26 protein-coding genes, 1 tRNA gene and 1 pseudogene are annotated in these 26,068 nt (G+C 60.6%); 11 read left to right on the top strand and 17 right to left on the bottom strand.

The genetic code is table 11. The features are described from left to right. Window positions 1–72: 72 nt before the first annotated feature. Window positions 73–1,335: an MFS transporter gene (locus PGC08_RS09650; protein ID WP_271710017.1), complete on the bottom strand. Its 1,263-nt coding sequence runs from the start codon at window positions 1,333–1,335 to the stop codon at window positions 73–75. A gap of 318 nt (window positions 1,336–1,653) precedes the next feature. On the opposite strand from PGC08_RS09650, the gene PGC08_RS09645 reads away from it, so the two are divergent. Both PGC08_RS09645 and PGC08_RS09640 read left to right on the top strand, forming a co-directional pair. Continuing rightward, on the top strand, window positions 1,654–2,067 hold the full coding sequence (locus tag PGC08_RS09645; protein WP_096160813.1) for a phage holin family protein: 414 nt from the start codon (window positions 1,654–1,656) through the stop codon (window positions 2,065–2,067). Between the two features lie 110 nt (window positions 2,068–2,177). Beyond that, the gene (locus PGC08_RS09640; RefSeq protein WP_009882457.1) at window positions 2,178–2,411 is read left to right on the top strand and encodes a hypothetical protein; all 234 of its coding nucleotides are present in this window, start codon (window positions 2,178–2,180) and stop codon (window positions 2,409–2,411) included. Window positions 2,412–2,517: 106 nt separating this feature from the next. Here the strand turns inward: PGC08_RS09640 and PGC08_RS09635 are convergent, their stop codons facing one another. Further along, window positions 2,518–3,387 carry an alpha/beta fold hydrolase gene (locus tag PGC08_RS09635; protein ID WP_096160812.1) on the bottom strand — a complete coding sequence of 290 codons (870 nt, stop codon included), beginning with the start codon at window positions 3,385–3,387 and terminating at the stop codon, window positions 2,518–2,520. After that, entirely contained in the window at window positions 3,384–4,283 is a 900-nt protein-coding gene (locus PGC08_RS09630; protein ID WP_096160811.1) for a universal stress protein, read from the bottom strand. The genes PGC08_RS09635 and PGC08_RS09630 overlap by 4 nt, the downstream gene beginning before the upstream one ends. A gap of 850 nt (window positions 4,284–5,133) precedes the next feature. On the opposite strand from PGC08_RS09630, the gene PGC08_RS09625 reads away from it, so the two are divergent. Continuing rightward, a complete protein-coding gene (locus PGC08_RS09625) occupies window positions 5,134–5,361 on the top strand; it encodes a hypothetical protein (protein ID WP_271710016.1) in 228 nt (75 codons plus the stop codon). Window positions 5,362–5,518: 157 nt separating this feature from the next. Next, a tRNA-Ala gene (locus tag PGC08_RS09620) sits at window positions 5,519–5,591 on the top strand. Between the two features lie 436 nt (window positions 5,592–6,027). Here the strand turns inward: PGC08_RS09620 and PGC08_RS09615 are convergent. From PGC08_RS09615 to PGC08_RS09585, 7 genes are all read right to left on the bottom strand, one after another. Continuing rightward, window positions 6,028–6,633: a hypothetical protein gene (locus PGC08_RS09615; protein WP_101584306.1), complete on the bottom strand. Its 606-nt coding sequence runs from the start codon at window positions 6,631–6,633 to the stop codon at window positions 6,028–6,030. A 16-nt stretch (window positions 6,634–6,649) separates the two neighbouring features. Continuing rightward, complete coding sequence (locus tag PGC08_RS09610) at window positions 6,650–7,945, bottom strand: NucA/NucB deoxyribonuclease domain-containing protein (protein WP_271710015.1); 1,296 nt, start codon at window positions 7,943–7,945, stop codon at window positions 6,650–6,652. A gap of 464 nt (window positions 7,946–8,409) precedes the next feature. After that, a complete protein-coding gene (locus tag PGC08_RS09605; protein ID WP_271710014.1) occupies window positions 8,410–9,903 on the bottom strand; it encodes a multicopper oxidase family protein in 1,494 nt (497 codons plus the stop codon). Beyond that, window positions 9,900–10,166 (bottom strand): SHOCT domain-containing protein, encoded by a 267-nt coding sequence (locus PGC08_RS09600; RefSeq protein ID WP_062862452.1) that lies wholly within the window; start codon window positions 10,164–10,166, stop codon window positions 9,900–9,902. The genes PGC08_RS09605 and PGC08_RS09600 overlap by 4 nt, the downstream gene beginning before the upstream one ends. Window positions 10,167–10,475: 309 nt before the next feature. Then, the gene (locus PGC08_RS09595; protein ID WP_062862453.1) at window positions 10,476–11,831 is read right to left on the bottom strand and encodes an MBL fold metallo-hydrolase; all 1,356 of its coding nucleotides are present in this window, start codon (window positions 11,829–11,831) and stop codon (window positions 10,476–10,478) included. A gap of 53 nt (window positions 11,832–11,884) precedes the next feature. Further along, window positions 11,885–12,304 (bottom strand): DUF302 domain-containing protein, encoded by a 420-nt coding sequence (locus PGC08_RS09590; RefSeq protein WP_062862454.1) that lies wholly within the window; start codon window positions 12,302–12,304, stop codon window positions 11,885–11,887. Window positions 12,305–12,367: 63 nt separating this feature from the next. After that, entirely contained in the window at window positions 12,368–12,625 is a 258-nt protein-coding gene (locus PGC08_RS09585) for a metal-sensitive transcriptional regulator (RefSeq protein WP_062862455.1), read from the bottom strand. Window positions 12,626–12,749: 124 nt separating this feature from the next. On the opposite strand from PGC08_RS09585, the gene PGC08_RS09580 reads away from it, so the two are divergent. The 4 genes from PGC08_RS09580 (at window position 12,750) to PGC08_RS09565 (ending at window position 15,944) form a co-directional block, all read left to right on the top strand. Then, a complete protein-coding gene (locus PGC08_RS09580; RefSeq protein ID WP_062862456.1) occupies window positions 12,750–14,129 on the top strand; it encodes an MBL fold metallo-hydrolase in 1,380 nt (459 codons plus the stop codon). Between the two features lie 40 nt (window positions 14,130–14,169). Beyond that, on the top strand, window positions 14,170–14,472 hold the full coding sequence (locus tag PGC08_RS09575) for a rhodanese-like domain-containing protein (RefSeq protein ID WP_119296827.1): 303 nt from the start codon (window positions 14,170–14,172) through the stop codon (window positions 14,470–14,472). Between the two features lie 78 nt (window positions 14,473–14,550). After that, the gene (locus PGC08_RS09570; protein ID WP_062862458.1) at window positions 14,551–15,174 is read left to right on the top strand and encodes a rhodanese-like domain-containing protein; all 624 of its coding nucleotides are present in this window, start codon (window positions 14,551–14,553) and stop codon (window positions 15,172–15,174) included. Continuing rightward, a complete protein-coding gene (locus PGC08_RS09565; protein WP_062862459.1) occupies window positions 15,171–15,944 on the top strand; it encodes a sulfite exporter TauE/SafE family protein in 774 nt (257 codons plus the stop codon). The genes PGC08_RS09570 and PGC08_RS09565 overlap by 4 nt, the downstream gene beginning before the upstream one ends. Before the next feature lie 228 nt (window positions 15,945–16,172). On the opposite strand, the gene PGC08_RS09560 is transcribed toward PGC08_RS09565, so the two are convergent. From PGC08_RS09560 to PGC08_RS09545, 4 genes are all read right to left on the bottom strand, one after another. Next, complete coding sequence (locus tag PGC08_RS09560) at window positions 16,173–16,796, bottom strand: recombinase family protein (RefSeq protein WP_119296828.1); 624 nt, start codon at window positions 16,794–16,796, stop codon at window positions 16,173–16,175. Window positions 16,797–16,921: 125 nt separating this feature from the next. Next, on the bottom strand, window positions 16,922–18,079 hold the full coding sequence (locus PGC08_RS09555) for a TniQ family protein (RefSeq protein WP_271710013.1): 1,158 nt from the start codon (window positions 18,077–18,079) through the stop codon (window positions 16,922–16,924). Beyond that, on the bottom strand, window positions 18,076–18,993 hold the full coding sequence (locus tag PGC08_RS09550; RefSeq protein ID WP_271710012.1) for a TniB family NTP-binding protein: 918 nt from the start codon (window positions 18,991–18,993) through the stop codon (window positions 18,076–18,078). Before PGC08_RS09550 ends, PGC08_RS09555 begins: the two co-directional genes overlap by 4 nt. After that, the gene (locus tag PGC08_RS09545) at window positions 18,987–20,663 is read right to left on the bottom strand and encodes a Mu transposase C-terminal domain-containing protein (RefSeq protein ID WP_271710011.1); all 1,677 of its coding nucleotides are present in this window, start codon (window positions 20,661–20,663) and stop codon (window positions 18,987–18,989) included. Before PGC08_RS09545 ends, PGC08_RS09550 begins: the two co-directional genes overlap by 7 nt. Window positions 20,664–20,903: 240 nt before the next feature. Here PGC08_RS09545 and PGC08_RS09540 point away from each other — a divergent pair, with 240 nt between their 5' ends. Further along, window positions 20,904–21,485, top strand: a complete 582-nt coding sequence (locus PGC08_RS09540) for a recombinase family protein (RefSeq protein WP_009884202.1) — start codon at window positions 20,904–20,906, stop codon at window positions 21,483–21,485. 725 nt (window positions 21,486–22,210) lie between these two features. Here PGC08_RS09540 and PGC08_RS09535 read toward each other — a convergent pair. Both PGC08_RS09535 and PGC08_RS09530 read right to left on the bottom strand, forming a co-directional pair. Next, the gene (locus tag PGC08_RS09535) at window positions 22,211–22,555 is read right to left on the bottom strand and encodes a hypothetical protein (protein ID WP_009885521.1); all 345 of its coding nucleotides are present in this window, start codon (window positions 22,553–22,555) and stop codon (window positions 22,211–22,213) included. A gap of 57 nt (window positions 22,556–22,612) precedes the next feature. Then, window positions 22,613–23,284 (bottom strand): hypothetical protein, encoded by a 672-nt coding sequence (locus PGC08_RS09530; RefSeq protein WP_271710010.1) that lies wholly within the window; start codon window positions 23,282–23,284, stop codon window positions 22,613–22,615. Between the two features lie 255 nt (window positions 23,285–23,539). Here PGC08_RS09530 and PGC08_RS09525 point away from each other — a divergent pair, with 255 nt between their 5' ends. Both PGC08_RS09525 and PGC08_RS09520 read left to right on the top strand, forming a co-directional pair. Next, window positions 23,540–23,770 (top strand): hypothetical protein, encoded by a 231-nt coding sequence (locus PGC08_RS09525; RefSeq protein ID WP_096146982.1) that lies wholly within the window; start codon window positions 23,540–23,542, stop codon window positions 23,768–23,770. 124 nt (window positions 23,771–23,894) lie between these two features. Continuing rightward, window positions 23,895–25,204 (top strand): annotated as a pseudogene (locus PGC08_RS09520) (ISL3 family transposase). Window positions 25,205–25,446: 242 nt separating this feature from the next. On the opposite strand, the gene PGC08_RS19585 reads toward PGC08_RS09520, so the two are convergent. Beyond that, complete coding sequence (locus tag PGC08_RS19585) at window positions 25,447–25,632, bottom strand: DUF6968 family protein (RefSeq protein ID WP_442868171.1); 186 nt, start codon at window positions 25,630–25,632, stop codon at window positions 25,447–25,449. Window positions 25,633–26,068: the final 436 nt, after the last annotated feature.

Raw genomic sequence — 26,068 nt, 5'->3', positions numbered from 1 at the left:
CAATGCTACTCCCGGATATTGCTCAGGTCACACGCTCCCAATGCTGGGACACGCTGTCCCAATAAGCGGAAACTACGAGTGAACCAGGTCTCTTTTTCGGGCTTTTCTGCCGCAGAGGAGGTTGAGCAGGCCCGCGACGAGCACAAGTGCGGAAGCCGCCATCGGGACAGCCATTGCGGCCGAGGTTCCGGCCTCCTCGGCGAGGATTCCGTTGACTGCCGATGCCACCGACTGACCGACGATGATCGCGGACCCGGCCATCGACATGACCGTGGCAGAACGACCGAGCGGACTGCGTTCGGCGGCGAGGCTGAACAATGTCACCAGCGTCGGCCCGACCGCGCAGCCCATGAGCAGAAGCGCGATGACCACGGTGACCATCGAGGTCGAGGACGCCATGATCACGGAGCCGATGAACATCAGCGGTGCAAAGGACAGCAGCCTGGCCCACAGAGCATAGCGTGGTGAGAACAGCGCGACGGTGATGGCCAGAATCGCTGAGCCGATGCCCATGATGCCGTAGATGATTCCCGCTTCCTCGGGACGTCCGAGATCGTTCGTCAGCGAGGTCAGCGCCGTCAGCGTTGACCCGAAGACGAGTCCGATGCCGAAGACGCCGAGGACGACGACGAACACGCCGAAGGTGAACAGTTCCTTCGCCGGCGCCTGGGCGCGAGGCTGTGTCGACGTGCTCACGTGCGCACGGCCGGTGGGGTGGAGAGCGAATGAGGTCACGAAGACCAAGGTCATGATCACCGCGCCGATGATCGGCGCCACCGGGTGGAGGGTCGTGGCGAGGAGACCGACGATGAAGGGACCGAAGACGAAGACGAACTCATCGGCGGCCGACTCGTAGGCCATCGTCGAGTTGAGCGTCTTCTGCTGTCTGGGGCCCGCGAGCTTGGACATGATGATCTCGACGAGACGCGAGCGTGACATCGGGGCGACCTGCGGGGCTGTGGCACCGATGGCGAAGGCGGCGATGAGCACCACAGAATCGGGCAGGGGGCTGAAGACCACCCAGGCCATGAAGATCAGTGCGATGCTGTTGAGCAGGCCGATGGTCAACAGCACGCGAGGCTGGCCCCAACGGTCGGCGGCGGCCCCGATGAAGGAGCCGAAGATCGCCGTTCCCAGTCCGACCATGGCGGAGTTGATTCCGCCGAGGCTCAGCGAGTCTCGGCCGGCGACGACAAGGGTGAGGACACCGATGACGACCATGGCGTAGGGCAGGCGGGCCACGAAGGCGATCGGAAAGTAGCTGGGGCCCACGATCTTGAGCAGCTTCGGTGCTGCCGTCTCGTCAGGTCTGATGCGGGTTTCATTGCTGGGCATATCAATCCAGTTTCTCCCCCATCATGGTGATGGGGATCGGTGCCGCCGTGGTGACCTGGATCAAATCACTCGGTAGATGCACTCTGCTGTCACTGTCAGCGCTCAATAGGCGCTCCTCCCAGGCTACCGGGATCGGACCGCGTGCACGAGGGTCCATGGGCACTTACTCACTTGAGCTTGCTCACCATCGGCATCACACGGTGAGCAATCCTGTCGCCCCCCACGCCTCGGCGAAGACCAGGAGACAGGCCGCCGGCACGGACCTCATTCTCACCCGTGACTCAGAAAGAATGCAGACGAGAATGCGACGATATCTCTATGAATTTCCTCTTGAGAGTTGTCGTCAACGCATGTGCGATCTGGGTTGCGGCTTGGATTCTGCCTGGCGTCGCCATCGAAGGAAACCAGGTTGTCGAAGACCAGACCGGCACGATCGCCGCCACGATCATCTCCTACCTCGTCGTCGGGTTGATCTTCGGTTTGGCGAATGCGTTCATCAAACCCATCCTCAGCTTCGTCTCGGCACCGATCACGTGTCTGACCTTGGGTCTGTTCTCGATCATCATCAATGCGGTCATCTTGGCTCTGACCAGTTGGCTCAGCGGCTTCACTCCGTTCGAGTTCACCATCGATTCCTTCTTCCCCTCGGCCATCATCGCCGCAGTCATCGTCTCGATCGTCTCCGCTCTGCTGGGTTGGCTGGTCCCGGAGCGAAGCACCGAACGCGACTGACGGATAATCGCCGCGACTTCGGCGACTGCCAGCACCGGAATCTTCTCTACGACATGTAGACTTATGTGCAGTGTGTGTGAGCCTGCACCCAATGACCGTCGGAGGAGAATATGTCCAACATCGCCACAACGAAGAGAACTCGGAACTCAGCATCGTTCGCTGACGTCATCGTCTTCATCGTTTCGTTCGCCCTCTTCATCTTCGGGCTGTATCTCTTCGGCGCAGGATTCTTCGGTGCGCCTGGCACCGAGTTCTGGCTCTTCTGGGCTGGACTGCTCGCCTCCTGCCTCGCTTTCCTCGTGCCCATCGTCTACCACTGGGTCAGCGACCGCCCCCAGATCTGACGGCACGAGCAAAAGGGCCGATGCGTTGATTCGCATCGGCCCTTTTCTCTGCCATTTCTCAGTGCGCTGCCGTTGTCGGGCTCATCGTCGAGGCTCGGTGACAGGTTCAGTCCCGACCGCGACAGAAATCCATGATCGCCGAGGCGGCTGCATCCGGTCGTTCATAGTGCACCAGGTGCCCGACCCCGGAGAGTTCGACGAACTTGGCATCGGCCAGGTCTGAGACGAAGCGGCGAGTCGCCGCGATCGGTGCGATGGCGTCCTTGTCCCCGGCGATGACGAGCATCGGCATCGACAGCTGTCCGGCCACCTCGGTGACCGTGTGAGCGACCGAGACGTCGAAGGCCTCGGCCAGCGAGGTCCGATCGCTGAATGTGGAGAAGTGACGAGCATGCTGATCATGGATATAGCGCCGCAGACCCCGATCTCGGGTCGTGGCCATGACCTCGCTCATCGCACGCACGATCACAGGGTTGGCCAGCAGTTGGTGCCCGATCGTCTCCGGCAGCCGAGCACCGAGACCGTAGTACAGACGGGTCAGGGCAGTCAGCACCTTGGCCGAACCCTCGAGAGCGGGCGTGGTGATCGGATTGATGAGGATGAGCTCAGGCGCCGTGGACGGTTGGCGAGCGGCCGTGTGCGCGACAAGGATGGAGCCGAAGGAGTGCCCGAGAACGATCGGGGCAGCCTGCCACCGCCGAGTCACCTCGGCGACGAGGCCAGCCAGGTGATCGCAGTAGGCATCGAGGCTCAGACCGGTCGCCAGCGGAGGCGTGAGCCCGAAACCGGGCAGGTCACCGACGATGACATCGCGGTCTCGGATGGCGCCTGCGATGAGGTCCATTCCGTGGTGGTCGCCGCGGAAGCCGTGGACCATGAGCACAGGACGGGCGCTTGAGCCTGAGGAGTGCACCCATGCTGCGGTCGGGTGACCGTCGACGGTGAAGTTCGTGCGCGTCGGAGCTGAGGGACTCACGGCGGAGTGATAGCGCTGACGGCTCTGCGGGGCACGACGACCACGGGGACTGGCAGAACACGCAGCAGTCGGCGGGCTCGTGCGCCGATGAAGACGCGCCCGCCTCGTCCGAGCCGACTCGATCCGATGAATGCGATTTCGCCCGGTTGGAAGTCGACGTGGGCGGCGGCGTCTTCGATGTCGGCTCCGGCCTGTGATTTGACCACGGCTCGGCCCGATTCGAACATCTTCGCGGCACGTGCAGCCAGCACCGCTCCCCCGTATTCTTCGGCGAATTCCTGAATCTCCGCGGTGTCGTCCTCGCCGAGACCATCGTTTTCGATCAGAGACAGCAGACGGAGATCTACGTCGAGGGCATCGGCGGACTGCACGGCCGCACCGATGAGCGCCGCAGCGCCTGGTCGGGCGCCGAAGAGGGTTGTGATGCGTGAGATCGGGCCGATGTCCGAGTTGCCGGCTGGCGCCAAGACGACAGGGACCTCGGACGAGTGCAGCAGTGAGGTCGCGACAGTCCCGATGCGGAACGAGCGCATCAATGTGGTGGCTCGCGCACCGATGACGATGGCCAGTGCACCTTCGGCCTCAGCAACCTCCATCAGCCCTTTGGACTCGTTCGACGAGGTGTGGATGACGCCTCGAGCCGTGACATCGTCCGGCACCAGTGCGAGAGCTTCGTCGAGCCAGTCCTCGAGCTGCTGTGAGACGATCCCGGACCCATCCTGCGGAATGGAGTTGCCGGCGGTGAAGGTCGAGGCTTCCGGACGGACGATCGTGATGATGAGTTCGGTGCCGGCCGATCGTGCCATGGAGATCGCCAGAGCGATGGCGTCACGTCCACGGTCGGTGGCGATGTATCCGACGACCAGTCGTCGAGTAGTGGCAGCTGCCTGTGACATTGTCTTCCCCCAGTAAGTCGCGAGTCTGAGAAGATTCTACGTCGCTGCCTGGGGATTCCTCGACCGCGCACCCCGAGTCTGGAAGCACGGGGCTGGAGACGAGATCTCCCCTCCCCATAATCCGCGATTAGGCCACCGTGCTCATTAGTCGCAGAAGTTTCACAAAAAGAATGCCCAGAAACCACACAGAGTTCTTCATTTGTGATAAATTCGAGATTGCAATTACGGATTCGCACAAACCCCACAATTGCAGCCATTCATTCTGAGCGCTGACGCCGCTCAAACGAGATCCAAGACCAAGAAAGGAGCGCAGGAGAATGTTGAAACTCATCGCATTTCCCCATCCCCAGCATCGCTGGATCGGAATCACTGCCTGCTTGACTGGCGGACAAGGACTCGTCGGCTGAATCCAGCCGCATCTCTCGTCTTTCTCCACCGGTCACGTGAACACCGGTACGTTTCTCCCGCGGGGTCGTCCTGCCTCCACGCCGCACTGACGCCACCGTTGGCGCTCATTCGCAGCATCGAGGCATGAGCCGAGCTCGCGTAGGACACTGGAGTTCTACAGGTACGTGCATTCACGAACCTCACCGACCCTTTGGGTTCTGGACCCATTTCGCTGATCGCATCTGCCGACGGCAGTCGCCGTGACATTGCCCGATACTCACTCGCGCCACAGGCGTGCTTCGGGCGAGTTTTCATCGACTGTGTACGGCACCAGCAGCGGATCCAGATTCCGGACGTCGCTTTCATTCGGTTCATTGAGTTGTTCTGCAGCTCATTGATATCGGACATTTTCCCTAACTCTCATTTGGGCATTTCCCCTGCCCGAAAACATTAAGGAATCGTTTTGTCTACGGCATTTCCATTCACATATCCACGGCGGATAGCGCTGACTGCTGGGCTCAAGCTGATCCAATGGGCCCGCCGTCCACCAGATACCACCAAGGATCACGATCGGATCGCGTTGGAGCGTCGCAACGCGCGGTTCCGCAGGCTCGCTCGAGATGAGCGGCTGCAGGAGCAGCGCGAACGCGAAGTCACGAGATACCTCTATCTGGTGCGCCCGATGATCTGATGATCGCTGACAGATGACCGGGGCCGGGATCACATCCGACCCCGGTCATCGTCAGAGACCACGCGCTTGGCGATGCTCACTAGAGTCAATGTGGTCAGCGTCACTGTCGCCCGATTTGTCGTCGTGGGTGCACCTGAGTAATATTGATCGAGCAAGCGGGGGTATGGCGCAGTTGGTAGCGCGTCTCCATGGCATGGAGAAGGTCAGGGGTTCGAATCCCCTTACCTCCACCGCACGAAGGACCCGGTCTCATAAACATGAGGCCGGGTCCTTCTTCGTGTGCACCGGATCCTTCTTCGTGTGCGTGGGTCTGCGGATGATCTCTCCGCGACTGGTTGCTCCGAGGCTGTTCTCTCAGTGGCTGTGTGAGCTTCAGCGATAAATGGCGGTCTTATGACAACACTCAGTGGCGGGGCGAATCTCATTGACTGCGTGTTTGAGCTCCAGCCGCAAGGAGTCTCGCATGACATGGGTTTTAAGACAGGTAAGTTATGAGACAGGCTGAGGCTGCGAATCGCCCACTTTTGAGAACTAACAACGAGCCAAGTGATCCCGCTATGCAACGCGCACCATTTCGGACCGATGTCAATGGCCACGGCGTAACGAAAGTCCCGCCGCTCCGATGCTTCTGACAAGCGACGGAACCTTCATTTCGCTTTCGGATGACTACTCTCCTGCGTCCCTAAGGCTCTGAGCTTTGAGCGCCTCAAAGTCCGGATCCCCCATTCCGAGGGTGAGAGCACCGGAACCACTGTAGAACTCGGGGTTTTCATCGTCGCTTTTCGCCTTGGCCGACGTCATTTTCAAGACTTCAGGTTCGGTAACGACCGATGGCCACACTTGGATGAGTAAGTGGTCTCTTGCGGGAAGGTTGGGTTCGATCAGCTCGTCGGTTCCCGAATCATCTCGGCCACGCACATGAATGCGGACGCGATATTCTTGACCGCCTTCGAGCACTGCCGCGCCGGTGTCGTTCTCGTCGACTTCAACACTATCGCTGAAGATTCCAACCAACGCCAACGGTTCGGAGTCAGTTGCTCGTGCACCCAGCTCGACAACGTCTTCCCATGCACCGGCTGATTCCCCTGGCGATTGATCAAGCAATTCGAAGCTTGCGCTAACCGGCCCATACATCGCTCCGGTATGGAGTGTAAGCGTTCCCTCGCCATCGGCTGAGACTGTCCCGCCCAGAACTGTCTCAGCAATGGAAGAAGCCACCAAAGGGATGAGGCGGAGCCGCCAGTTCTCAGTTTGAACTACCTGCGTGTACATGTCAGTCAACTGTCTCTCAAAGAATTTGGACATAGAACGGATCGCCTGTCAGCACTCGACTTTCCTTGAAGAACTTGCTGAGATCGGATCCGGCTGCCGAATTTTCCTTCTGCGGAATCATACATGCGCTGTACCCCTTCGCGCCTTTTGCGCCAACAGGATAAGATTTGTCGGCAATGTTGCACTTGCTGAAAGTGCGGCCGGCACCACCACCGTAATAGGCACCCTGCTGTGTTGAAGCGAATGGATACTCGTCACAAGATAGACCGGACGGTCGCTTGAGACGCGAAGGGCAGGCCTTCGAACGATTTTTTGCTGAAGACTGTCCGGCCTTGAGCCTCTTCAATGCTGTGGTCTTGCCGGGTAGACCGCTTTTTTGTGCTTCGCTGACGTGTCGAGCAAAGCTTGGGTAGGGGCCTTTATCGTAACCGATTGCGACCTGTCCCTTCGTCATGATGCATCCGGCAGAATAGCTCTTGTACTCTTTGTCGCAACGCACTGGGCTGGCACCTGCATAGCTGAACGGAAGGATTTGTGCGACCTTTGGATGCTTAACCGTGAGGTTCCATGACAGCGACTGACTTGACCTGGTCGTCTTCCCTGTCCAGTTGTAGTAACTTTCCGCGCTCAGCGTTTTGCCGGCTTGCATCGCCTTTCCTGCGAGCGATGTCACTGATCCAGTGCGAGAACAGTTTCCGGTGCATTTCGGTGAGGTGCCGGCGATCGAGAACTTGTTGCCTGTTCCCGTAGTTTTTGAGATCACCATGGTGAGTTGGTATCCGATACGGGTCTGATTCGTCGCGCTGTACTGGTAGACGTAGACGGTCCCAGTGAGAGTACCGAGCACCGCACCCTTGCCAGAGTGATGTTTGATAGTGAGAGGAGTACCAACACAGCCGTTTGTTCGGTCGGACGAGCGGACGCCCGCTTTGCAAACATTTTTCGGCAGAGGTAGCGTCGCATGAGGCTTCAAAGCAGAACTGTCCAGTTCGCCCACCGTCGCACAGATGCTGGACCCGTCGGGGGCTTTAGAACAGGTGGTTTCGGCTTTGATTGCTTCAGTGACTTGCCCGGATTGGGCTTCGGCGGAGAGCCCATGGGTTTCATCGATCCGGGACGGGGCGATGACGATTCGTTGCGCCTTAGTCGATTCTGAGACTGAAGACTCCTGCGAATCAGTCTCAAAGGTTTTAGGATCTACTTCCGCGGCGGCACTACTTAGCACCGATCCTCCTGGCCCGAATGTCAGAGTCAATGCTCCGATGACTGCTATGAAGAGAGCGCTCGATCGCCTCAATTTGACACTTGTCATGTGTATTTTGATCCTTTACGTGGGGTGATGGCTTCGAAATTCTATAGTTCGATTACCTCGTTGACATCGCACGAACGAGGTAGATTCCCAACTTGATTCTGAAGCCATTCACACGTGCCTAGTGTTTGCTACGGCCGATTACTAGTGGGGTGCAGTGTCGGGGACAGCCCCCTGAACTCAGCAGCGTAGAGGACTGTCGCGTATCCCTAGGGATACGCGACGTCTCATCAATACACCGATTCTGAGCTTTCGGGCCGAACTGAGTTCCGCGAATTCTCAGCTGTGTTTGTCATTTTCAGAAGTCGGCTGCACGGAATGTCCGAAGTCGGCTGCACTATCTGCTGGAGGCCGCGCTCTGATCGACGACCCTGCTGATCTTGTTCTTCGGCGCTTCCCTCATTTTTTCGCCTGGCGGCGCAGGGCACGGAGCACTGTGTCGCCACGGTCGTCACCGCACGTCGCGGTCAGCGGGCTTCTACGGTGCCCATCATGCCCTGGTCCTCGTGGTCGAGGATGTGGCAGTGGTAGACGGTCTTCCCGGGAAAGTCCTCGAAGGCGATGAGGACTTTTACCTGGCTGCGGGCCGGGACGTTCACTACGTCCTGCCACCTCGGTTCGGAGAGGTCGCGGTTTCCGTCCTGGACGATCTGCATGGGCCATACGTGCAGGTGGATGGGGTGGTCCATGGGACTGGAGTTTTTCAGGGTCCACTCCTCCACGGTCCCGGCCGCCACGGGGGTGTCGACCCGGTCGGGGCCGAACTCCTGGCCGTTGATGGTGAAGGTCATCATCGTGGTGTCCCCCTCACCGCCCCCACTGCCCATCATGGCCCCGCCGCCCATGCCCATGGCGAAGTCCAGGGTGCGGCGGGCGGTGATCGGCTCCCCGCGCAGATCTCGCAGGCCCGGTCCTTCAGGCACAGGTGGAGGTTTTTGGACGGGTGCTCCGGACACTGTCAGAGTGAGCAGCTCGACCGGCTCGCCGCTACCGGTCTCGTTGTCACCCATCATGGTCCCGCCCATCATGGCGTCCATGCCGCCGCGGTCCACCGGTGCGGCGACCAGCGTGGAGGAGCCCTCGGTCGTTTCCACGAGCATCTCGATGCGGTTGCCGGGGGCCAGCACCACTTCGGTGATGTCCTCGGGGGTCGGCAGGCGGCCGAGGTCGCGGCTGAGCACCCGCACCTGCTGGCCCTCCAACCGCAGTCGGAGGTACCGGGAGGGGCAGGCGTTCACGATTCGCCACCGTTCCCGCTCCCCGGGCGCGGCGTTCAGTTGCGGGCGGACCGCTCCGTTGACCAGCACGACCTCACCTTCCCGGCCCATCATCTGTTGCATCTGACTCACCTCGGCGAGGTTGCCCGAAGCATCCAGGGTCAGATCCGAGACCACCATGACCCGCTCCCGGGTGACCGGGACCGGCTCGGTGTCCTCAACGATGATGGCCCCGTAGAGTCCAGCGGCGACCTGATCGGCCACGTGGCCGTGGCGGTGCGGGTGGTACCAGTAGGTGCCCGGCGGATGGTCGGCGGGCAAGGCGAACTCATAGTTGAAGGACCCACCGGGTGCGATACTCACGAACGGGTTATCGCCGTTGCCTTCCGGGGAAACGTGCATCCCGTGCACGTGCAGGTTCGTCGGCGCCTCCAGACGGTTGGTCATCGCAACCCGCACTGTATCTCCGGGTGCCACGCGCAGAGTCGGGCCGGGAAGGGAGCCGTTGAAAGCCTTCACGGATGCCTGCCGTCCGCCGACCTGGATGCGTGTCTGGGCGGCGGTCAGGTCCAGTTCCAGCACGCCTTCGCGGCTGGCCAGCACCTGCGGTTCGATCAGGTCCTCACCACCGGTGTACCCGCGGCCGCCGGTGGCGGTCCACCACAGCCCGGTCCCGCCGACGACGGTGGCACCGGCCCCTGCCGCGCCAAGCGCCAGCAGCTGCCGGCGGGTCAGCGGGCTCACCGGCCGTCATCTTCGAGGGTCTGCAACCGTTCGCGGTACTCCTCGGCGCTCAACTCGCCGCGGGCGTAGCGCTCCTGGAGGATCTCCCGCCCCCGGCCAGGATCCGCGCCGGGGGCACGACCGTGATCGGGTGCGCCGGTGTTCGAGGATCTGCCGGAGAGGGTCTTTACCAGCACGACCACCAGCACGATTACCCCGGCGAGCACCAGCAGCCCGAAGACCCACATCAATCCCATACCACCCATACCGCCGCCGTTCATCATGATCGTGCTCCTTCTCTCTGGTCGTGCATGGTCAGATCTTCAGTCCTATGTGTCTCTTGCCGGTATGTGTCAACCCAGTTTTGACCTCTCAAGCCTTGGGCAGCGGGCATTTCCTGCTCACCACCACCGGGATGGACCGTGTGCTGCAGGGGCCCCGCCGATGGAGACGGCGGCGATCCCAGCTTCGGTGGCTTCTTCGATCGCGGTCGCTAACCGGGCTGGGCCTGTCCGAAGCGCAGCAGCAGCGAATCGGGCACGGAACAGCAGAGCCTGGTGAGCCAGCGCGAAGGCTGTCGCTGTGAGGAGCGGTTACGATTCGGCCATGGGCAGGCCGACACTTTCGGCCTCGTTGAACATGGCGTCGATGTGGACCACGTCTTTGCCGGCGCGCTGCAGCAGGCTCGCGGCGATGCCGGAACGGTAGCCGGAGGCGCAGTGCACCCACAGCCGCTGTGGCGGGACGTCGCCCATCCGGGACGGCAGGTCATGGACGGGGATGTTGACGGCCCCTCGAATGTGGGAGGTTTCGAACTCGTCGGTGCGCCGCACGTCAAGAATGACTTCGTCACCGGTGCTGCCGCGGGGAACCTCATCCCAGCCAACCCGGGGATACTTGGCGGTTGGCACTCCATGGGCCCATTCGGCCGGGCCGCCGCCGGTGGCAGTATCGGGGGAATCGATGCCGATCCGGGACAGGTCCCGGATCGCGTTCTCCACATCTTCGTGCGTACCGAGCAGTGTCAGTTTGTCGTTCCAGGGCAGCACCCAGCCCAAATATCCGGTGAAGCTGGACCCGTCGCCATATTCGAAACTGACGGACCCATCCAGATGGTTGCTGGCGAAAGCGACCCGGTTGCGCAGGTCGATGACCCATTCGCCGTCGTTGAGGCGGCGGCCGAGTTCGCCGGCGTCGACCGACTCTGGCACTGTCAGGTCCGCGGGACCGGGGCCTTCAATGTTCAGGGGGCTCATGTGTGCGTAGTAGGCAGGGTAAGCGCTGAGGTTGGCGATCAATTCCGAAACGAAGTGGTCCTCGTCCGGATCTGTCAGAGCATGGTTGTCCCGGGCCTGCTCGCCGATAGTGGACGAATCAACCTGGGCGGCAGGTCCGCTGGAGCAGAAGGAACCGAACCCATGGGTGGGATACAGCGGGGCGTCCTGGACGGCTTCGGCAACGAGCCGCCGCGCCGAGGCGTACTGGTTCCGGGTGAGGGTCTCGGTGTCATCGTCGCTGACCAGGTCGGTGCGCCCAACGGAGCCATACAGCAGACTCCCTCCGGAGAAAACCGCCTGCCCTTGACCATCGCTGACGATATAGGACAGGTGGGTGTGGGTGTGCCCGGGCGTGGCCACCGCCTTGACGGATAGATCGCCGACCTGGAAGACCTCCCCGTCGGCAACCGGGGTCCGTTCGTAGTCGACGGGGTCGGCGGCGTTGACCAGATACTCTGCCCCGTGAGCCTTGGCGAGCATCAGCCCGCCGGTGAGGTAGTCGTTGTGGATGTGGGTTTCGGCAACGTGGGTGATTTTCACCCCCGCATTCCGGACGGCGGCTTCGAGCCGGTCGGTATCGCGCTGCGGGTCGATCACCAGTGCACTCGTGCCGTCGTGGACCAGGTAGCTGCGGTCGCCCAGTTGCGGGGTGTCGATCGTGATGACGTCCATGGGATGCTCCTTCACTATGGGCACTGTTCACGCTGATGGAATAGGTGGGGTTCCTACGCTCCGGCGGCGGCCGGCAATTGAGCTAATGCGGCGCGCAGCCGGGTATCGGCATCGTCGGCCACTTCGCGGACAGCATCGGTGTCGCTGAGCTCGACCATGGTTTGCGGGTCAATGGCTTGGACCACCGTGGTGCCGGCTGATGGGCCGCGGCGCACGACGACGTTGCACGGCAGCAGCGCCCCCAGATCCGGCTCGGCGGTGAGGCCGCGCTGGGCCAGGCCGGGGTTGCAGGCACCCAGGATGACGTAATCGCCGAGCGCCTCTGCGGCCTCAGCGCCCAGCTTGCTCTCGAAGGTGGAGCGGACGTCGATTTCCGACAGGACGCCGAACCCCTGTTCAGAGAGGGCCTCCTTGGTCCGTTCCACGGCGTCGGTGTAGGAAAGGTCGACGGTGATCGTGTGGGTGTAGCTCATCTGCTGCTCCTTGCTGGTTGTACCTGCAGTGCTGCTTGACGATTCGTGCGGGCGGGGGTGCTGTTAGGCGAGGGAGAGGAACAGTTTTTCCAAGTCCTTCTTATCGATACTGGGGTCCTCCTGGCTCATGCACTGCTGAAGCCCGCTGGCGATGATGGCAAATCCAGCCTTATCCAGCGCCCGCGATACGGCGGCAAGCTGAGTCACCACATCCTTGCAGTCACTGCCGTTTTCGAGCATCCGTGTGACGGCACCAAGTTGTCCCTGTGCACGCTTGAGCCGGTTCACGACCGGGCCCAGATCTGTGGTGTCGAGTTGCATTGTTCCTCCATAGTCTTTCGTGCTTGCCTTTAATTGTATACCCCCAGGGGCTTATTGCATACCCCCTAGGGTATGTGTAAGACTGGCTTCATTCCCACCAACGACAATCCTTTGGAGGACGATAATGATCGTGAATCAGTACTACCTCGGCTGCCTGTCCCATGGCTCCTACCTGATCGGCGATGAGAGAAGCGGTCAGGCGGTCGTCGTCGATCCGCGGCGCGACATTGGCGAGTACCTCGCCGACGCGGCGGCGAACAACCTGACGATCACCGGGGTGATCAATACCCACTTCCACGCCGACTTCGTCGCCGGCCACCTTGAACTCGCCCAGGCCACCGGCGCATGGATCGGCTACGGCCGCCGAGCAGAAACCGAATACGAGATCCGCACCTTCAGCCACGGCGATAAGGTCTCCCTCGGTGAGGTCGAACTCGAGATCCTGGAGACTCCCGGGCACACCTGGGAGTCGATCAGCGTACTGGTACGCGAACAGTCCGGTGCGAGCCCGGATGCGGTACTCACCGGCGATGCATTGTTCATCGGCGATGTCGGCCGCCCCGACCTGGCTGCCGCCGTCGGCGCCGACCCGGACGAGCTGGCACGTGCCCTTTACGCGTCGATCCATGATGTGCTGATGAAGCTTCCCGACGACGTGCGTGTGCTGCCGGCCCACGGCGCCGGTTCCGCATGCGGCAAAAACCTTTCGGATGAACTCGAGTCCACTATCGGTGCGCAGCGGATGATGAACCTCTCCGTCCAGCCGATGGGTGAAGACGAATTCGTTGCCATGATCCGCAGTGGACAGCCGGCCATCCCGGAGTACTTTGCCGTCGATGCCGTACTGAACCGTCAGGACCGCCCCTTGATCGGCGCCGCCAGTGACCTCCGTGCACTGTCCGTACGGGACCTGCAGGATGCCGCCGCCCGCGGCGCTCGGATCCTCGACACCCGCTCACCGGAGGACTTCGCCGAAGGCCACCTCGCCGGATCTCTCAACGTCGGACTCGACGGACGCTTCGCCGAGACGGCCGGCATGGTCATCGGATCAGATGAGGAGATCGTCCTTATCACCCACGCGTCACGTGAAGAAGAGGCCGCGATGCGGCTGGGCCGGATCGGCTTCGACCGGGTGGCCGGTTACCTCAACGAACCGGCACGCGCCTTCACCGAACTCGGCGACATTGTCCAGCGGGGAGAACGCGTCGACGTCGAAACCTTCGACACAGAACGCCAAAACGAAGGGGCCACGGTTCTCGATGTCCGCAATCCCGGTGAAATCGAAGACGGCGCGGTGCCCGGTTCCGTGCGGATTCCGTTGGCAGAACTGGCGCAGCGCCACAACGAAGTCCCCGCGGACCGGCCCGTCCTCGTACACTGCGCCGGCGGGTGGCGCTCCAGCGTCGGCGCCAGCACCCTGCGAGCCCTCGGCCACACCAACGTTAAGGATCTGACCGGTGGCTACAGCGCCTGGACAGCCACTCACGAACCATCCAACGCCTAAGAACACCGGGCAGCACCATCACCGGAAAGGAAATACCGCCATGTCCGAAATCACCACCGCAGAGGCCAATGCACGCCGCAATACTGCGACCATCCTGGACGTACGTGAAGAGGCTGAAACCGCCGAAGGCATGATCCCCGGCGCAGTGCACATCCCGCTCGGCCAACTGGCATCCCGTCTTGGAGAACTCGATGCGGGCCGGCCGGTCATCACCGTCTGCGCCAGCGGAAACCGAAGCGCCCACGCGGCCGTGGACCTGCTGGTCGCAGGTTTCCGCGCAGACACGATGGCCGGCGGCATGACCGCCTGGGAAACCGAAGGTCGACCCACCCACAAGCCCTAAAAAGGCGCATCCACCCATCCCGGCGGTCCGCCGCCGGTCCTTGCCGGCGGCGGGGACACCTTGAGCACAAAGGAAAGTATGACTACTTCAACACAACCTAAACCCACGATCGATACCGTGGGCGCGGCAACGCTGCAGTCCTGGATCGACACCGACGATGACCTGATCGTGTTGGACGTGCGCAGCGGAGCCGAATTCGAAACGGTGCATATCCGCGGCTCATACAACGTGCCGCTGCCGCTGCTCTCCGAACACGCCGATGAGCTCGCAGGGCGGCTCGGCCGACGCACCGTACTGGTCTGCCAATCCGGCACGCGTGCCGAACAGGCACGGCAGCGCCTCAACGGCGCCGGCGTGGAAGCCGCCCATGTATTGACCGGAGGCATTCCCGCCTACGCGGCCGCCGGCGGCGACGTCGTCCACGGCACCCAACGCTGGGACCTCGAACGCCAGGTCCGCCTGGTCGCCGGCTCCCTCGTCGTGACCGGGCTCGCCGGCGGCAAGTTCCTCTCACCGAAATTCCGCATGCTCGCCGGGGCCATCGGCACCGGACTGACCTTCTCCGCCGCGACCAACACCTGCGCCATGGGCAAAGCACTGGCCGCAATGCCCTGGAACCGCGCGGCTCAGGAGCCAACCCGCGAAGCAGTCATCCTGCAACTGCCCTCCCGGGGACCGGCACCGCAGACCCAGGCTTCATGATCGCCGCCGCCCTGGCCCTGGGACTGCTCGTCGGAGCGGTCCTGGGCCTGGTCGGGGCCGGCGGTTCCATCATTGCCGTTCCCGCGCTTGTCTACGGCGTGGGAATGAGCACCCACGACGCCATCCCCACCTCACTACTCGTCGTCGGACTCTCCTCCATAGCCGCCGTCATCCCCCGTATCCGCACCGGTATCAGCTGGCGTATCGCACTACCGGTTGGGGCCGCCGGCATTCCAGCGGCATGGGGCGGAGCCGCCGCCGGCCGGCTCCTGAACGAAGAGGTGCTCCTTCTCGCCTTCGCCGCCATCATGGTGGCCGCCGGGGCCCGGATGCTCACCAAGACACCAGAGATAACCGGACACTGTGGCTCCGATCAGGGATCCTTCCTGCGATCGTGCTTACCCAAGGCAGCCGCCGTCGGACTTGGGATCGGTTTTCTCACCGGACTGCTCGGCGTCGGCGGTGGCTTTCTCATCGTTCCGGCACTGACGCTGTTCCTCGGTCTGTCGATGTCGCAGGCCGTCGGAACATCACTGGTCATCATCACCATCAACGCAGCAGCAGGATTCAGTGCCCACGCCACCGGCTTCACCATCGACTGGGTCCCAACACTGGCCTTCGCAATTCCCGCCATCGCCGGCTCGCTCGCCGCGAGCCGCCTGTCACACAAACTCAACAGCAAACACGTTCGCACCGCCTTCGCCATCCTCGTGTTCGCCGTCGCCGCCATCGTGGCGGTGAGCACCATTATCGGCATCATCGGCGGCTGACGATTCGCCGCTCCTTTCGTTCCACCGCGCTCAGCGACTGTCCCAGTGCCGTAACCGCCACCGAGGTTGATCGATGCACCAACCGCATCTGCAACTAGTAAGCAAACCTGGCACTGGATTTCAAGCAACTGGGTGCGGTGTCGGACCTGCAAGCGGTAGAGAGACACCTGCCTGTGAAGGGGACCCTCCGTGCCGCTGGGCGCCGGCCCATACAGTCGTACTCAATATTCACTGCGCCCGGCTTCGGGAGAGCAATTTAGCGCCGTCAGGCCTTAGTTCTCCAGTGGGCGAGACGTGCCGGTACAGCGTCTGCCGGGTGATGCCGAGTTCTTTGCAGAGATCACCAACCTTGGTGTCGGGCTGACCCATGGACGCTTTCGCCAGGCGGACTTTGGCGGACGTCATTTTGTAGGGCCGGCCGCCTTTTCTGCCCCGGGCGCGGGCCGATGCCAAGCCGGCCATGGTTCGTTCGGAGATGAGTTCGCGTTCGAATTCGGCCAGGGCGGCGAAGATCCCGAAGACCAGTTTGCCGGAGGCGGTGGTGGTGTCGATCGCTGCACCCTGACCGGTGAGGACTTTGAGCCCGATGCCGCGCTCGGTGAGGTCGTGGACGATGTTGACCAGATGGCGCAGGTCCCGACCGAGCCGGTCCAGCTTCCACACCATTAGAGTGTCCCCGTCCCGCAGGGACCGAAGGCAAGAGACCAGCTCGGGGCGGTCCTCTTTCTTGCCGGAGGCCTTGTCTTCATACAGCTGCGCAGGCTCGATGCCGGCGGCAAGGAGCGCGTCGCGCTGCAGGTCAGTGGCTTGGGAGCCGTCGGCTTTGGAAACGCGCATGTAGCCGACCAGCATCAGGTTTCTCCTCCATCATTTATACGTTCGTTTGTGCGACAGTCCAGCGGACCTTTCACCGCTCATCACAATATGTCACTTAACCCGTCAATTATTCTACGTGTCGCAGACGGTGTTGAGGAGAGTTATTGTGACACGTCGTCAAGACGGATACCGAGTTCGGCGAAATTGCCCCGAACTCGGCCGACGTACTCATCGTCGTGGCGGTAGAGAGTAATGAAGTCAAAGAGCTGGCGTGCACTATCAGGATTGGCTTTGGCTTCCTCGACGGCATCGTGAAGTGCTTGGCCAAGGGATTTCGGTTGCCATGAAGGCGCCGGCTTCCGTTGCGGTTGGCCTGGATCGATAGAGGCATCGGGTTCTGGGAGGAACAGTCCGGCCTCGCGGCCTTGGCCGGTCAGTTCATCGTTTTCGAGGAGGCACATTGCAACTGCTGCGGCTTCAAGGGTTTGTTCTTGCTTCTGGGGTGTCAGTGTTTCGAAGGGCCGCCACTTTGCTTGGCCGGCTCGGACCGGATGGCCGGAACGTTCCCATGCTTTCCGGGTCAGCCGCTGCGCAGCACCGCAATCACCCATGGTTGCCCCAAGCTCGTCGATCAGGGTGCGAAGCAGTCGGAACCATCTGCCGGCGTGGATGCGGTGTCGTGGAAGGTCGACGAACCCGGTGGTCAGTGCTTGCCATGTCCGGATGTCCATGCGTCGGATTGCCGGTGGGGCTTCCTCTGGTTCAGGCACGGGCGATAGTTCACCCCACGCGTAGTAGCCCGACGAGCCGTTGTGGTGTTCAAGCCGGCAGTGATGAAAGGGGCAGGTGAGCATCAACGGTAGCGACCAGGTTAGAAGGTAGGGGCGAGGCGGTGAGGATTCGATCGAGCACTGAGGACAGGACCGGTAGTGCCGATCGTTCGTCAGCGGTACCCATGCTCGCCACGAGTCCACCGTCCGGCTGCGCACGTTCCGCTCGGGCAAGAGAATAGCCTGCTGCCGGGTGTAGGTAGTGAACGTGTCGGGATCAGGGTCGATAGTGTCCAAGAGCCATGGGGTGTACCCGCTGATGCTCATACTCTGAATCTGCTCGCTGCTTACTCCGGTTCGTATGGCCAGTTGCTCGACGAGCCCTTGTGGTGGGTCCAGATCAAGATCGTCTTCGCGGGTGACGCAATGGCCGAGATCGAAGGTAAGACTATCAACGGTGATCGTGTGGCAATCGGCGAGACGATACAGCCACGAGGTGAGGGCTTCCCCAACGATCGGCCGAGGATGGAGCGGCCAGCGAGTAGTCACATCAACTCGCGTTCAAAGAGCCGCCGACGCTGTGTCGGTCCGGCGTAATCGGCCATGGTCAGCGTGCGATGATTGATCGACTCGAGGCCGGACTCGACGGCAGCGACCGCCGCTGCAGTCAAAAGGTGCGCGAGCTCACCGATCGTTCCCTCGCTGCGGGCCAGCAAGTACTGTGTCATATCGTCGGCGTCGATGGCAGATCGATGTCGCAACGGGAAGGCTGCTGCGAAGCTGGCCAACAGTGATCGGGCGTCTTCGCCGGCCTCCCAGACAGGCAGCACGAAGGGCTCGAACCGGTTCTCCAGCTGGTCATCGGAACGTACCGCCAGGTATGCCTCACGGGTACCGACGCCAACGAGAGGGATCCGCAATTCGTTGCCGAGAAAGCGTAAGAGGTTCAAGAACTCTCGTCGGACATCGCCGCGACCAGCGAGCACGTTGTGCAGCTCATCGATGACCAGAATCTGTACTCCGACCTCACGCAGGAGCGTGAGAGCGAGACGTTCGAGCTCGATGACTCGCGGGCGCGGACGTAACGGTGCGCCAAGGGCTGCGACGATCGCGGTGTAGAACCGCAACGGCGACGGCTCCGAGGGCATTTGCACACACAACACAGGAATGTGCTCACGATCCGGCTCAGTCGTCGGTAGGTGTTGACGGCGGAATCTCTCGATGATCATGGACTTGCCGTTGTTCGTCGGCCCCACCAGCAGCAGATTAGGCATGCGTTGTTTCCGGGGCCATGTCAGCAGCGTTTCCAACCGTGTCACCGCCTCGATTGCCCTGGGGTATCCAATCCATCGGTCGGCTCGAATCCTGTAGACCCGCTCGGCCGCCGGTAGCCGGGCTGTCGACTGTGCAGAGGGATGCAGATGAGACAGGTCCAGTGACAGGTCCTCGTCAGTAGTCACCATTGTTCAATCTCCTCGAATCGAGGTGCCGGCCTGGCTGAGCTCGATTCCGTTGCGGGTAGTGGCACCTCCGATTTCGGGGCGGGCGACGACTTATTCGTGGTTCCCGAGTTGTTGCGGCGCTCAGCTTCACGCCGCGTCCGCTTCGTGGTCTTTTCGGCATTCTCGGAAATGTGGCGCATCTGTTCGACCATCCGAAACAACGCGGCCTCATCGACCTGAGCAGCTCCACGCTCGCGCAATCGGGCTAGCGCCTGCCGGTGTTCCCAAACGCTAACGGCAGGATTCGACAACGTCCGATAGGGAACCTCGACATATTCCGCTCCTTTGGGGTCGAGTACCCAGATCCGACTAATATCGCGCGGGTCTCTGCGTATGATGAATCGTTCGAGACTCTCACGGCGCGCGATCCAGGGCTTGAGCACGTTGGCAAAATAGTGAACGTGGTCGATGACGAACCCGGTACGCGTCAGCTTCCGACGAATCACGGGCAGGAAATCAACCAAGAAAGCTGTCGGATTCGCCGTGACAACGGGCGGCTCGGCTGCCTCAAGCCCCTCAGTCCATCGCGAGGCCGGGGTCTGACCTAATTTGCTGTGCACGGTGCCGTGATAGGTCGCCGCAGCCAAGGTCAGCCACTTCTCCAGTTCGTACAGGGTGAGCGTCGCCATTTTCTCAGAGTCATACCGGCCCCGCTCACCTGGATTCGAGAATGTCGTTCCCGGCAACTCGTGGATCTCGCGCATGGCGGTGCCGATCACGCGTTCGACGATCCCGCCGTAATGGGGTCGCCCCAACGGTCGATAGTCCAGGTTAATGCCATGCTGTTCACACCCGCGTGTGAGTGCCTCGCTCTTGAACTCGGCAGCGTTGTCGACATACAGCACCTCCGGTTTCCCACTCATCGGCCAGTCCACATCGACCCCGAGTCGTTCCAACCACGGTCGCTTATCAACGGCCGCGTGAGCCAGACATAAGCCCACTGACACCGCAGACGGCGGTTCCAACGTCACGACCAAGCCAACCAGGCAGCGACTGAACACATCGATTGCTACAGTCAAATATGGTCGGCCTATTGGTTGACGTTCCCGCTCATCGACGACGATCAGATCAATGACGGTGTGATCGATCTGCACCTGGCCCAAGACGCACTCAATCACTGGGACGTCATCACCAGCCGATTGCAAAGTTCGAACACTATCGGGGCCTTCTCGTCGCCGACCGACTTCAACAGGATTCATCCGTGTAATCCGCGTCTCTACTGTGTTCCGAGCAGGCGCCGGCAACCCTCGCACAGTGCAGATCCGAACAATTTCTCGATGAACCGAAGCAACGCTGCGTTTCTGTTTCGTCAAATACCGCTTGCGCACCAGCTCGCGAATAATCTGCTCCACTGGCTCCGACAGGCGACTGCCGCCCTTACCGCCTTCGGACCGGCGACTGGCAAGATCCGTCACGAGACCTGCCCCTTGGCGGCAGCGCTCCAAAAGCACATACACCTGCCGGCGAGAAATGCTCAGCGCGAGGGCTGCTTCATCAGCAGCAGCCAGCCCAACACTTCCACGCTCAGCAAGCTTGCTAATCACGTCTGCCCGCAATCGAGCTTGCTTCCACTCAGCGTCTGACATCGTTAGATGCCCCGTCGACAGAATTCGTCCGGGCTCCTCGTCCATCACTGCCTCCCCTTTGAGAACAGGACTATTGAGCAAGAACGATTTTAGTGCACACAAGTAGTGAACGGCTAGAGTTCAGCAGCCAACTGCACACGCCCCTAAAATCCGGAGCCCGGCGCGCAGACGACTTCCGAAAACGACAGTGTTGGCCAGGTGAGAAATTCTTATAACTATGTCTTGTAACCTGAGTGATGAATCGGTGTACTGACCGTTAGTTATGAGACACATTGGAGCACTCGTATGGCGAAACTCATTGGATACGCGCGCGTATCAACCCGCGATCAATCTACCGACCGACAACAAACCGACCTCCTCGCCGCCGGCGTTCGCCGCGATGACCTCTACGTCGACCACGGCGTCTCGGGCGCACGCGCTTCACGACCCGAGTTCAATCGAGCCCTCGACGCGCTCATTGACGGTGACACTCTCGTTATCACCACGCTCGACCGCTTAGGCCGCTCGACGCAGAATATGCTGACCTTCGCCGAAGAGCTCCGAGGCCGTGGTGCCGGTTTGCGGGTGCTCAACCTCGGCGGCGGAGATGTGGACACTGCGACGCCGATAGGATCGATGCTGTTTACGATCATGGCCGCTTTGGCACAGATGGAACACGAGATCAAACGCGAACGCATCACTGACTCCATCAAGAAACGCCGTGACGCCGGCCTTGATCTGGGCGGCCGACCCCGCCGTATCACCGATAGCCAGGTCCGCAACGCTATCCGTCTCATCGAAGGCGGTGAACCGGCTGCGCAAGCGGCGCGAGACCTCGGAATGTCCAGGGCAACTTTCTACCGACGGGCACGCTCGCTCGTCGAATAGCAGGAACACCCATTGTTCACAACGGCGTCCGTTCCCTGCGGATGACGGGGGTGCGCCCGGCTCTGCCATCACACTTCGACTGGGCCAGAGGGTCGAAAGTTCTGGCGGCTTGCCGATGACGGTACAAGGTTGCTCTCGACCAGCCGAGAAGACAGCTGCGCCTTCGGCAGTGCGCCCTTAAATATGGTCGCCTCTTTGCCAACTCTGGTGCTGCTGATCGCTCATCCTCGAAACTTACCAGGACACGCCGGGACCATATAGTGCCTGCACCGCCACTGTGCGATGGAAGGGTGCCGCCAATTATCGCCGAAGCTCACAGGCCCTATTTATGAAGAGTCATTAATCCGCACCCTTAAGGCAATCCGCATAAGCTCTCATTGCATTCGAATAACATTGCGCTCGGTCTTGTTTTGCGGTATTAGTATTCCCCGGAAAGCGCTTTTTGCAGCTATCGATATTGTAGTTATATTCGTTCTCGCAGGTTTCTTGGCTCTTCGTAAACGAGAGTGTAGGTCGGTGATTCCAGATCACGGCGCACCCGAGCGCCTCGGGTTCGATGGGGATGTTCGTGCGTTTGCATGACCGGCGGTGCTCTACGCTGGGAGCGTGGTTGCAGTCGGATGATGTGTGGTGGGAGCGACGAGCGGAATAGTCGGCGGTCCCGTCCGCAAAAGACGGAACCGCCGAGAGCAATTGACTCATGCATCCTGTTCGCTGTCGAGCAGTTAACCGTGTAGGAAGATCGACGCTTCAGAGTAGCCGGTGTCACGAACTTCGCCCGGCTTCAGATCTGGGCGGTGGTCATAACTCGCAATCTGTATGCTGTCTTTCTGTTCTGCAGAAGCGACTACTGCGAATATTTCGACTAGCCGAGGCTCAGGAATTTGCCCGCGCTTCGCCCACGCGATGACCTCGTCGAGAGTTGCAACTGAAGTTTCGTATACGGCGACCGAAGTGAGATCCTGTGGATCGTTTTCGTCGCCATGCCAGAACGAAACGCGAAATGTGTCAGCAGTGGCTTCACGATCGATATCTCGCTCGTCAATCAGGTGAAAGACTTCGTCGTCCATGGGGACCTCGCAGTTCGTTTAGCCTGTCGATCTTTGATTTGCTTGGTAGATTGCAGTCTAAATCTTCTTCCAGACGGTCTTTGAGTTTGATCCTGTTCGCTTTCCCGAGAGTGAAGGATGACTGTTGATGATCAGTGTGCTGGTGGCGTTCCAGTATCCGGTGCCGCGTCCACCGTTGTAACCAGTCTTGGGCGTGTAGTAAGGGTTGGAGAACCCGGTGTTTGCCTTGACCGTAATGTTTGCGTCGCTCTTTGCCCGGCTCTGTGCTTTGCCGGCTTTCCCGCCGTTCTTCGAAGCTGGGTACAGGCTAAGAAGACCGCGGACTCGTAGCTTCACGGTCGTGCTGACTCCTTTCGATTCGCACTTATACCGGGACTTGTATATCGCGCCACCTGCCCCTTTGGAATAGTGAGGGTTGTCCACACGTGCAGTGCACTTGACGTACCGCGAGTTCGCCTCTTCTGCGGCTTCGGCGGACCTCGAGGCGACTGGATCGCCAATCGTAACAGTTGTGTCCACGTACTCGGCGGTACTCGCTGCCTGTGTTTGTAGGAAGTCGTCCGAAAGTGTCAACGCGTTCGTCTCGACCGTCTGTGCCCAAGCCTCGTACTGCGCCATGACAACACTGTCGACCTCCGACTCTTCCTCCTCGGCAGCTACAGGCGATGCCGCGCCGGCAGCTAGGACTAGTGAGAGGCAAATCGCCAGGATCTTGGAAGTATGCTTCATTGCATTTCCCGTTCTGTTAGCTCCGCGTGGCATGCGCTAGTGCAGCCGGTCGTCGGAGTGGGTAACGTGATATTAACCGCAGAACGAAAACTTTCGATGAAGTATCGAGTAAGGCTTGATCTTGGTGTCCAAATTGTAACCTGCGACGCACTGCCCGGTACTGAAGTTTGATAGTCACTTGTTGATTCCGGCTGTGGTTGAGGCCTTGCTCCGCGAACTTCCTTAATTCGGTTGGCTCTGAGGGGAGGGGAAGGTGTGCGCGCGGAAACTAACGAGCGTGATGAGCACCCAACCGGGAACGTCCCTGCGGTCAGGCACCTCCTTGTGAACGGGGCCGTCGCCTCGGCGCTTCGGGTCGGCAGTGCCGACACCGGCGACGAACGCTACGAGGCGGACATAAAGATGGGTCAACATGGTGTCTTCTTCTGGGATGCGGCGATCACCGCATCCGGTGGTTGGATTTCCGTGGCTTTCCGGGCAGGTTAGGTGGCTCTTCCGTAAAAGAAAGTGCAGGCCGGTGATGCCCGGACACGGCGAGTCGCTGCCCGGATAGACGTCGAGGTCTTCCGATGATGGAAGTTCTCACACAGTCCATCCGAAAGACCTCGACGTGGCCAAGCCTACTTTCTCGACCCCTGACCTCACGACATTCTGCCGACTCAACACCCTCGACCTGACCTGCACCGGCCAAAACATCACCGGACACAAAGCCATCCTGGAATGCCGGCCCAACACTGCCGATGACTGGTGCCGACGGTGCGGTGGCCACGGGATCGTTCGCGATACCGTCGTCCGCCGTCTGGCCCACGAACCCTTCGGTCACCGACCGACCACGCTTCATCTTCGCCTCCGCCGTTACAAATGCGTCGAGTGCGGCCGCGTCTGGCGCCAAGACACCACTGCTGCGGCACCACCACGAGCGAAGATCTCTCGAACCGGCCTCGACTGGGCGCTGAGTGCTCTCGTCATCGACCACGACACCGTGTCCGTCATCGCTGCGAAACTCGCAGTGTCCTGGCACACCGCGAACTCCGCAATCCTCGCTGAAGGCCACAGGTTGTTGATCAACGACCCGACCCGTTTCGACGGGGTCAGCGTCATAGGTGTCGACGAGCACGTATGGCGGCACACCCGACGTGGCGACAAGTACGTCACCGTCATCATAGACCTCACCCCGATCAGCCAGGCCACAGGCCCGGCACGACTGCTCGACATGATTCCCGGACGGTCGAAACAAGTCTTCAAACAATGGCTGAAAGCCCGACCGAAAGACTGGCGTGAGGGCATCGACGTCGTCGCGATGGACGGATTCTCCGGCTTCAAAACAGCCTCAGCTGAGGAACTGCCCGACGCTGTCGAAGTCATGGACCCCTTCCACGTCGTCAAACTCGCCGGTGATGCCCTCGACGAAGTGCGCCGTCGTATTCAGCAGGAGACAACTGGCCATCGTGGACGAGCGAAAGACCCCTTGTATCGGGCAAGGAGGACTCTGCACACCGGTACTGATCTGCTCACAACCAAGCAACAGGAGAGGATCGCGGGCCTGTTCGCCGATTCGAGTTCCATCGAAGTCGAAGTCACCTGGGCTGTCTACCAAGACATAGTGAGCGCCTACCGAACCGCCGACCGGAACGAGGGCAAGAAGCTCTTGAGCACGGTCATCGATACCCTGACGACGAATCTGCCGACAGGGCTGGTTGAGCTCAAACGGTTAGGAAGGACTTTGAAGCGTCGAGCTGCTGATGTGCTCGCGTTCTTCACCGATCGGGAACGTCGAATGGTCCGACTGAAGCGATCAACGGCAGGCTTGAACATCTCCGCGGGTCCGCGTTGGGGTTCCGGAACATCACCCACTACATCGCCAGGAGTCTGCTCGAGTCCGGTGGCTTCAGGCCAGTTCTACACTCTCAATTACGATGAGCCGGTTTCTTTCGCTGTCATCGGCTTGACGTCACCCGCTGCCGCAGCAGCCGTTCTAACCTCTGAGCAGATTAAATTGGAAGCGTTAGAGCTGGAAGAGGCACCTTGAGGCGATGCCGAACCCCCAGCGCCACCGAAAATCAGTAGGATGCTGGCTGCGGTGGAAATAATTGGCATGAAACTCATTATCTCTCCAAACTAAGTTGACGCTCGAATAATTAGCGGAGTCTTAAAGGGGTTGCTTAGCTAACAATAAGTTCAGGATCCATGTGCTTCATCTGAGCGCGAGCAATAGTGACAGCAGCTTCGATCGCCTGGAAGGGGTCAACGCCGTAAGCATTCATTGAAGTGTCAACCTCTGCTTTGGCGCATTGGATATTCACAGTGCAATAATAGTCACCATCATGCTGTTGCTGCGGGCGATCCATCGAAACACGAACTGAAGCGCCGTGAAGATGAGAATAAAATATATGAGTAAACACAACGCAACTTCCCTAAGTGTAACGAATAGAAGATATTGAGACTATCCTTAGAGTGTATTACTCTAATCTATCAGCTATCAATGACAGTGTCGATGGATTGATTCGAGGAAATCTGCGTAAAAAGCGAGGGGCCATGCGGCGTCGCCCACACAACCGCCATCGCGGCCATCCTCCGGGTCGCCGCAGGCAACTTCTTCCTCGTGGACTGACTGCTCACTCAGATCTAGCGGGTGCAGACCGTGATCGACCTCGACGAGTTGTCACCCGAGGCTGTAGAGGCAGCTCGGCAGGCTCCCCCTCATCGGCCACTAGGTGCCGCGAAAAACGTGCCATTTACCGCTGCGACTCACATCGCTCAGGACAGCTCGCCGGTGGCCCTAAA

Source organism: Brevibacterium sp. BDJS002 (assembly GCF_028201555.1).
Lineage (GTDB): Bacteria > Actinomycetota > Actinomycetes > Actinomycetales > Brevibacteriaceae > Brevibacterium > Brevibacterium aurantiacum.
The sequence above is the reverse complement of the archived record's forward strand: the minus strand, read 5'-3'. Positions and strand labels throughout refer to the sequence as shown.

Excerpts from the sequence above, each read along its gene's own strand:
- PGC08_RS09650 (WP_271710017.1), bottom strand. The coding sequence starts at position 1,335 with ATGCCCAGCAATGAAACCCGCATCAGACCTGACGAGACGGCAGCACCG.
- PGC08_RS09645 (WP_096160813.1), top strand. The coding sequence starts at position 1,654 with ATGAATTTCCTCTTGAGAGTTGTCGTCAACGCATGTGCGATCTGGGTT.
- PGC08_RS09640 (WP_009882457.1), top strand. The coding sequence starts at position 2,178 with ATGTCCAACATCGCCACAACGAAGAGAACTCGGAACTCAGCATCGTTC.
- PGC08_RS09630 (WP_096160811.1), bottom strand. The coding sequence starts at position 4,283 with ATGTCACAGGCAGCTGCCACTACTCGACGACTGGTCGTCGGATACATC.
- PGC08_RS09615 (WP_101584306.1), bottom strand. The coding sequence starts at position 6,633 with ATGTACACGCAGGTAGTTCAAACTGAGAACTGGCGGCTCCGCCTCATC.
- PGC08_RS09610 (WP_271710015.1), bottom strand. The coding sequence starts at position 7,945 with ATGACAAGTGTCAAATTGAGGCGATCGAGCGCTCTCTTCATAGCAGTC.
- PGC08_RS09600 (WP_062862452.1), bottom strand. The coding sequence starts at position 10,166 with ATGATGAACGGCGGCGGTATGGGTGGTATGGGATTGATGTGGGTCTTC.
- PGC08_RS09595 (WP_062862453.1), bottom strand. The coding sequence starts at position 11,831 with ATGGACGTCATCACGATCGACACCCCGCAACTGGGCGACCGCAGCTAC.
- PGC08_RS09590 (WP_062862454.1), bottom strand. The coding sequence starts at position 12,304 with ATGAGCTACACCCACACGATCACCGTCGACCTTTCCTACACCGACGCC.
- PGC08_RS09585 (WP_062862455.1), bottom strand. The coding sequence starts at position 12,625 with ATGCAACTCGACACCACAGATCTGGGCCCGGTCGTGAACCGGCTCAAG.
- PGC08_RS09580 (WP_062862456.1), top strand. The coding sequence starts at position 12,750 with ATGATCGTGAATCAGTACTACCTCGGCTGCCTGTCCCATGGCTCCTAC.
- PGC08_RS09575 (WP_119296827.1), top strand. The coding sequence starts at position 14,170 with ATGTCCGAAATCACCACCGCAGAGGCCAATGCACGCCGCAATACTGCG.
- PGC08_RS09570 (WP_062862458.1), top strand. The coding sequence starts at position 14,551 with ATGACTACTTCAACACAACCTAAACCCACGATCGATACCGTGGGCGCG.
- PGC08_RS09565 (WP_062862459.1), top strand. The coding sequence starts at position 15,171 with ATGATCGCCGCCGCCCTGGCCCTGGGACTGCTCGTCGGAGCGGTCCTG.
- PGC08_RS09560 (WP_119296828.1), bottom strand. The coding sequence starts at position 16,796 with ATGCTGGTCGGCTACATGCGCGTTTCCAAAGCCGACGGCTCCCAAGCC.
- PGC08_RS09550 (WP_271710012.1), bottom strand. The coding sequence starts at position 18,993 with ATGGTGACTACTGACGAGGACCTGTCACTGGACCTGTCTCATCTGCAT.
- PGC08_RS09545 (WP_271710011.1), bottom strand. The coding sequence starts at position 20,663 with ATGGACGAGGAGCCCGGACGAATTCTGTCGACGGGGCATCTAACGATG.
- PGC08_RS09540 (WP_009884202.1), top strand. The coding sequence starts at position 20,904 with ATGGCGAAACTCATTGGATACGCGCGCGTATCAACCCGCGATCAATCT.
- PGC08_RS09535 (WP_009885521.1), bottom strand. The coding sequence starts at position 22,555 with ATGGACGACGAAGTCTTTCACCTGATTGACGAGCGAGATATCGATCGT.
- PGC08_RS09530 (WP_271710010.1), bottom strand. The coding sequence starts at position 23,284 with ATGAAGCATACTTCCAAGATCCTGGCGATTTGCCTCTCACTAGTCCTA.
- PGC08_RS19585 (WP_442868171.1), bottom strand. The coding sequence starts at position 25,632 with ATGGATCGCCCGCAGCAACAGCATGATGGTGACTATTATTGCACTGTG.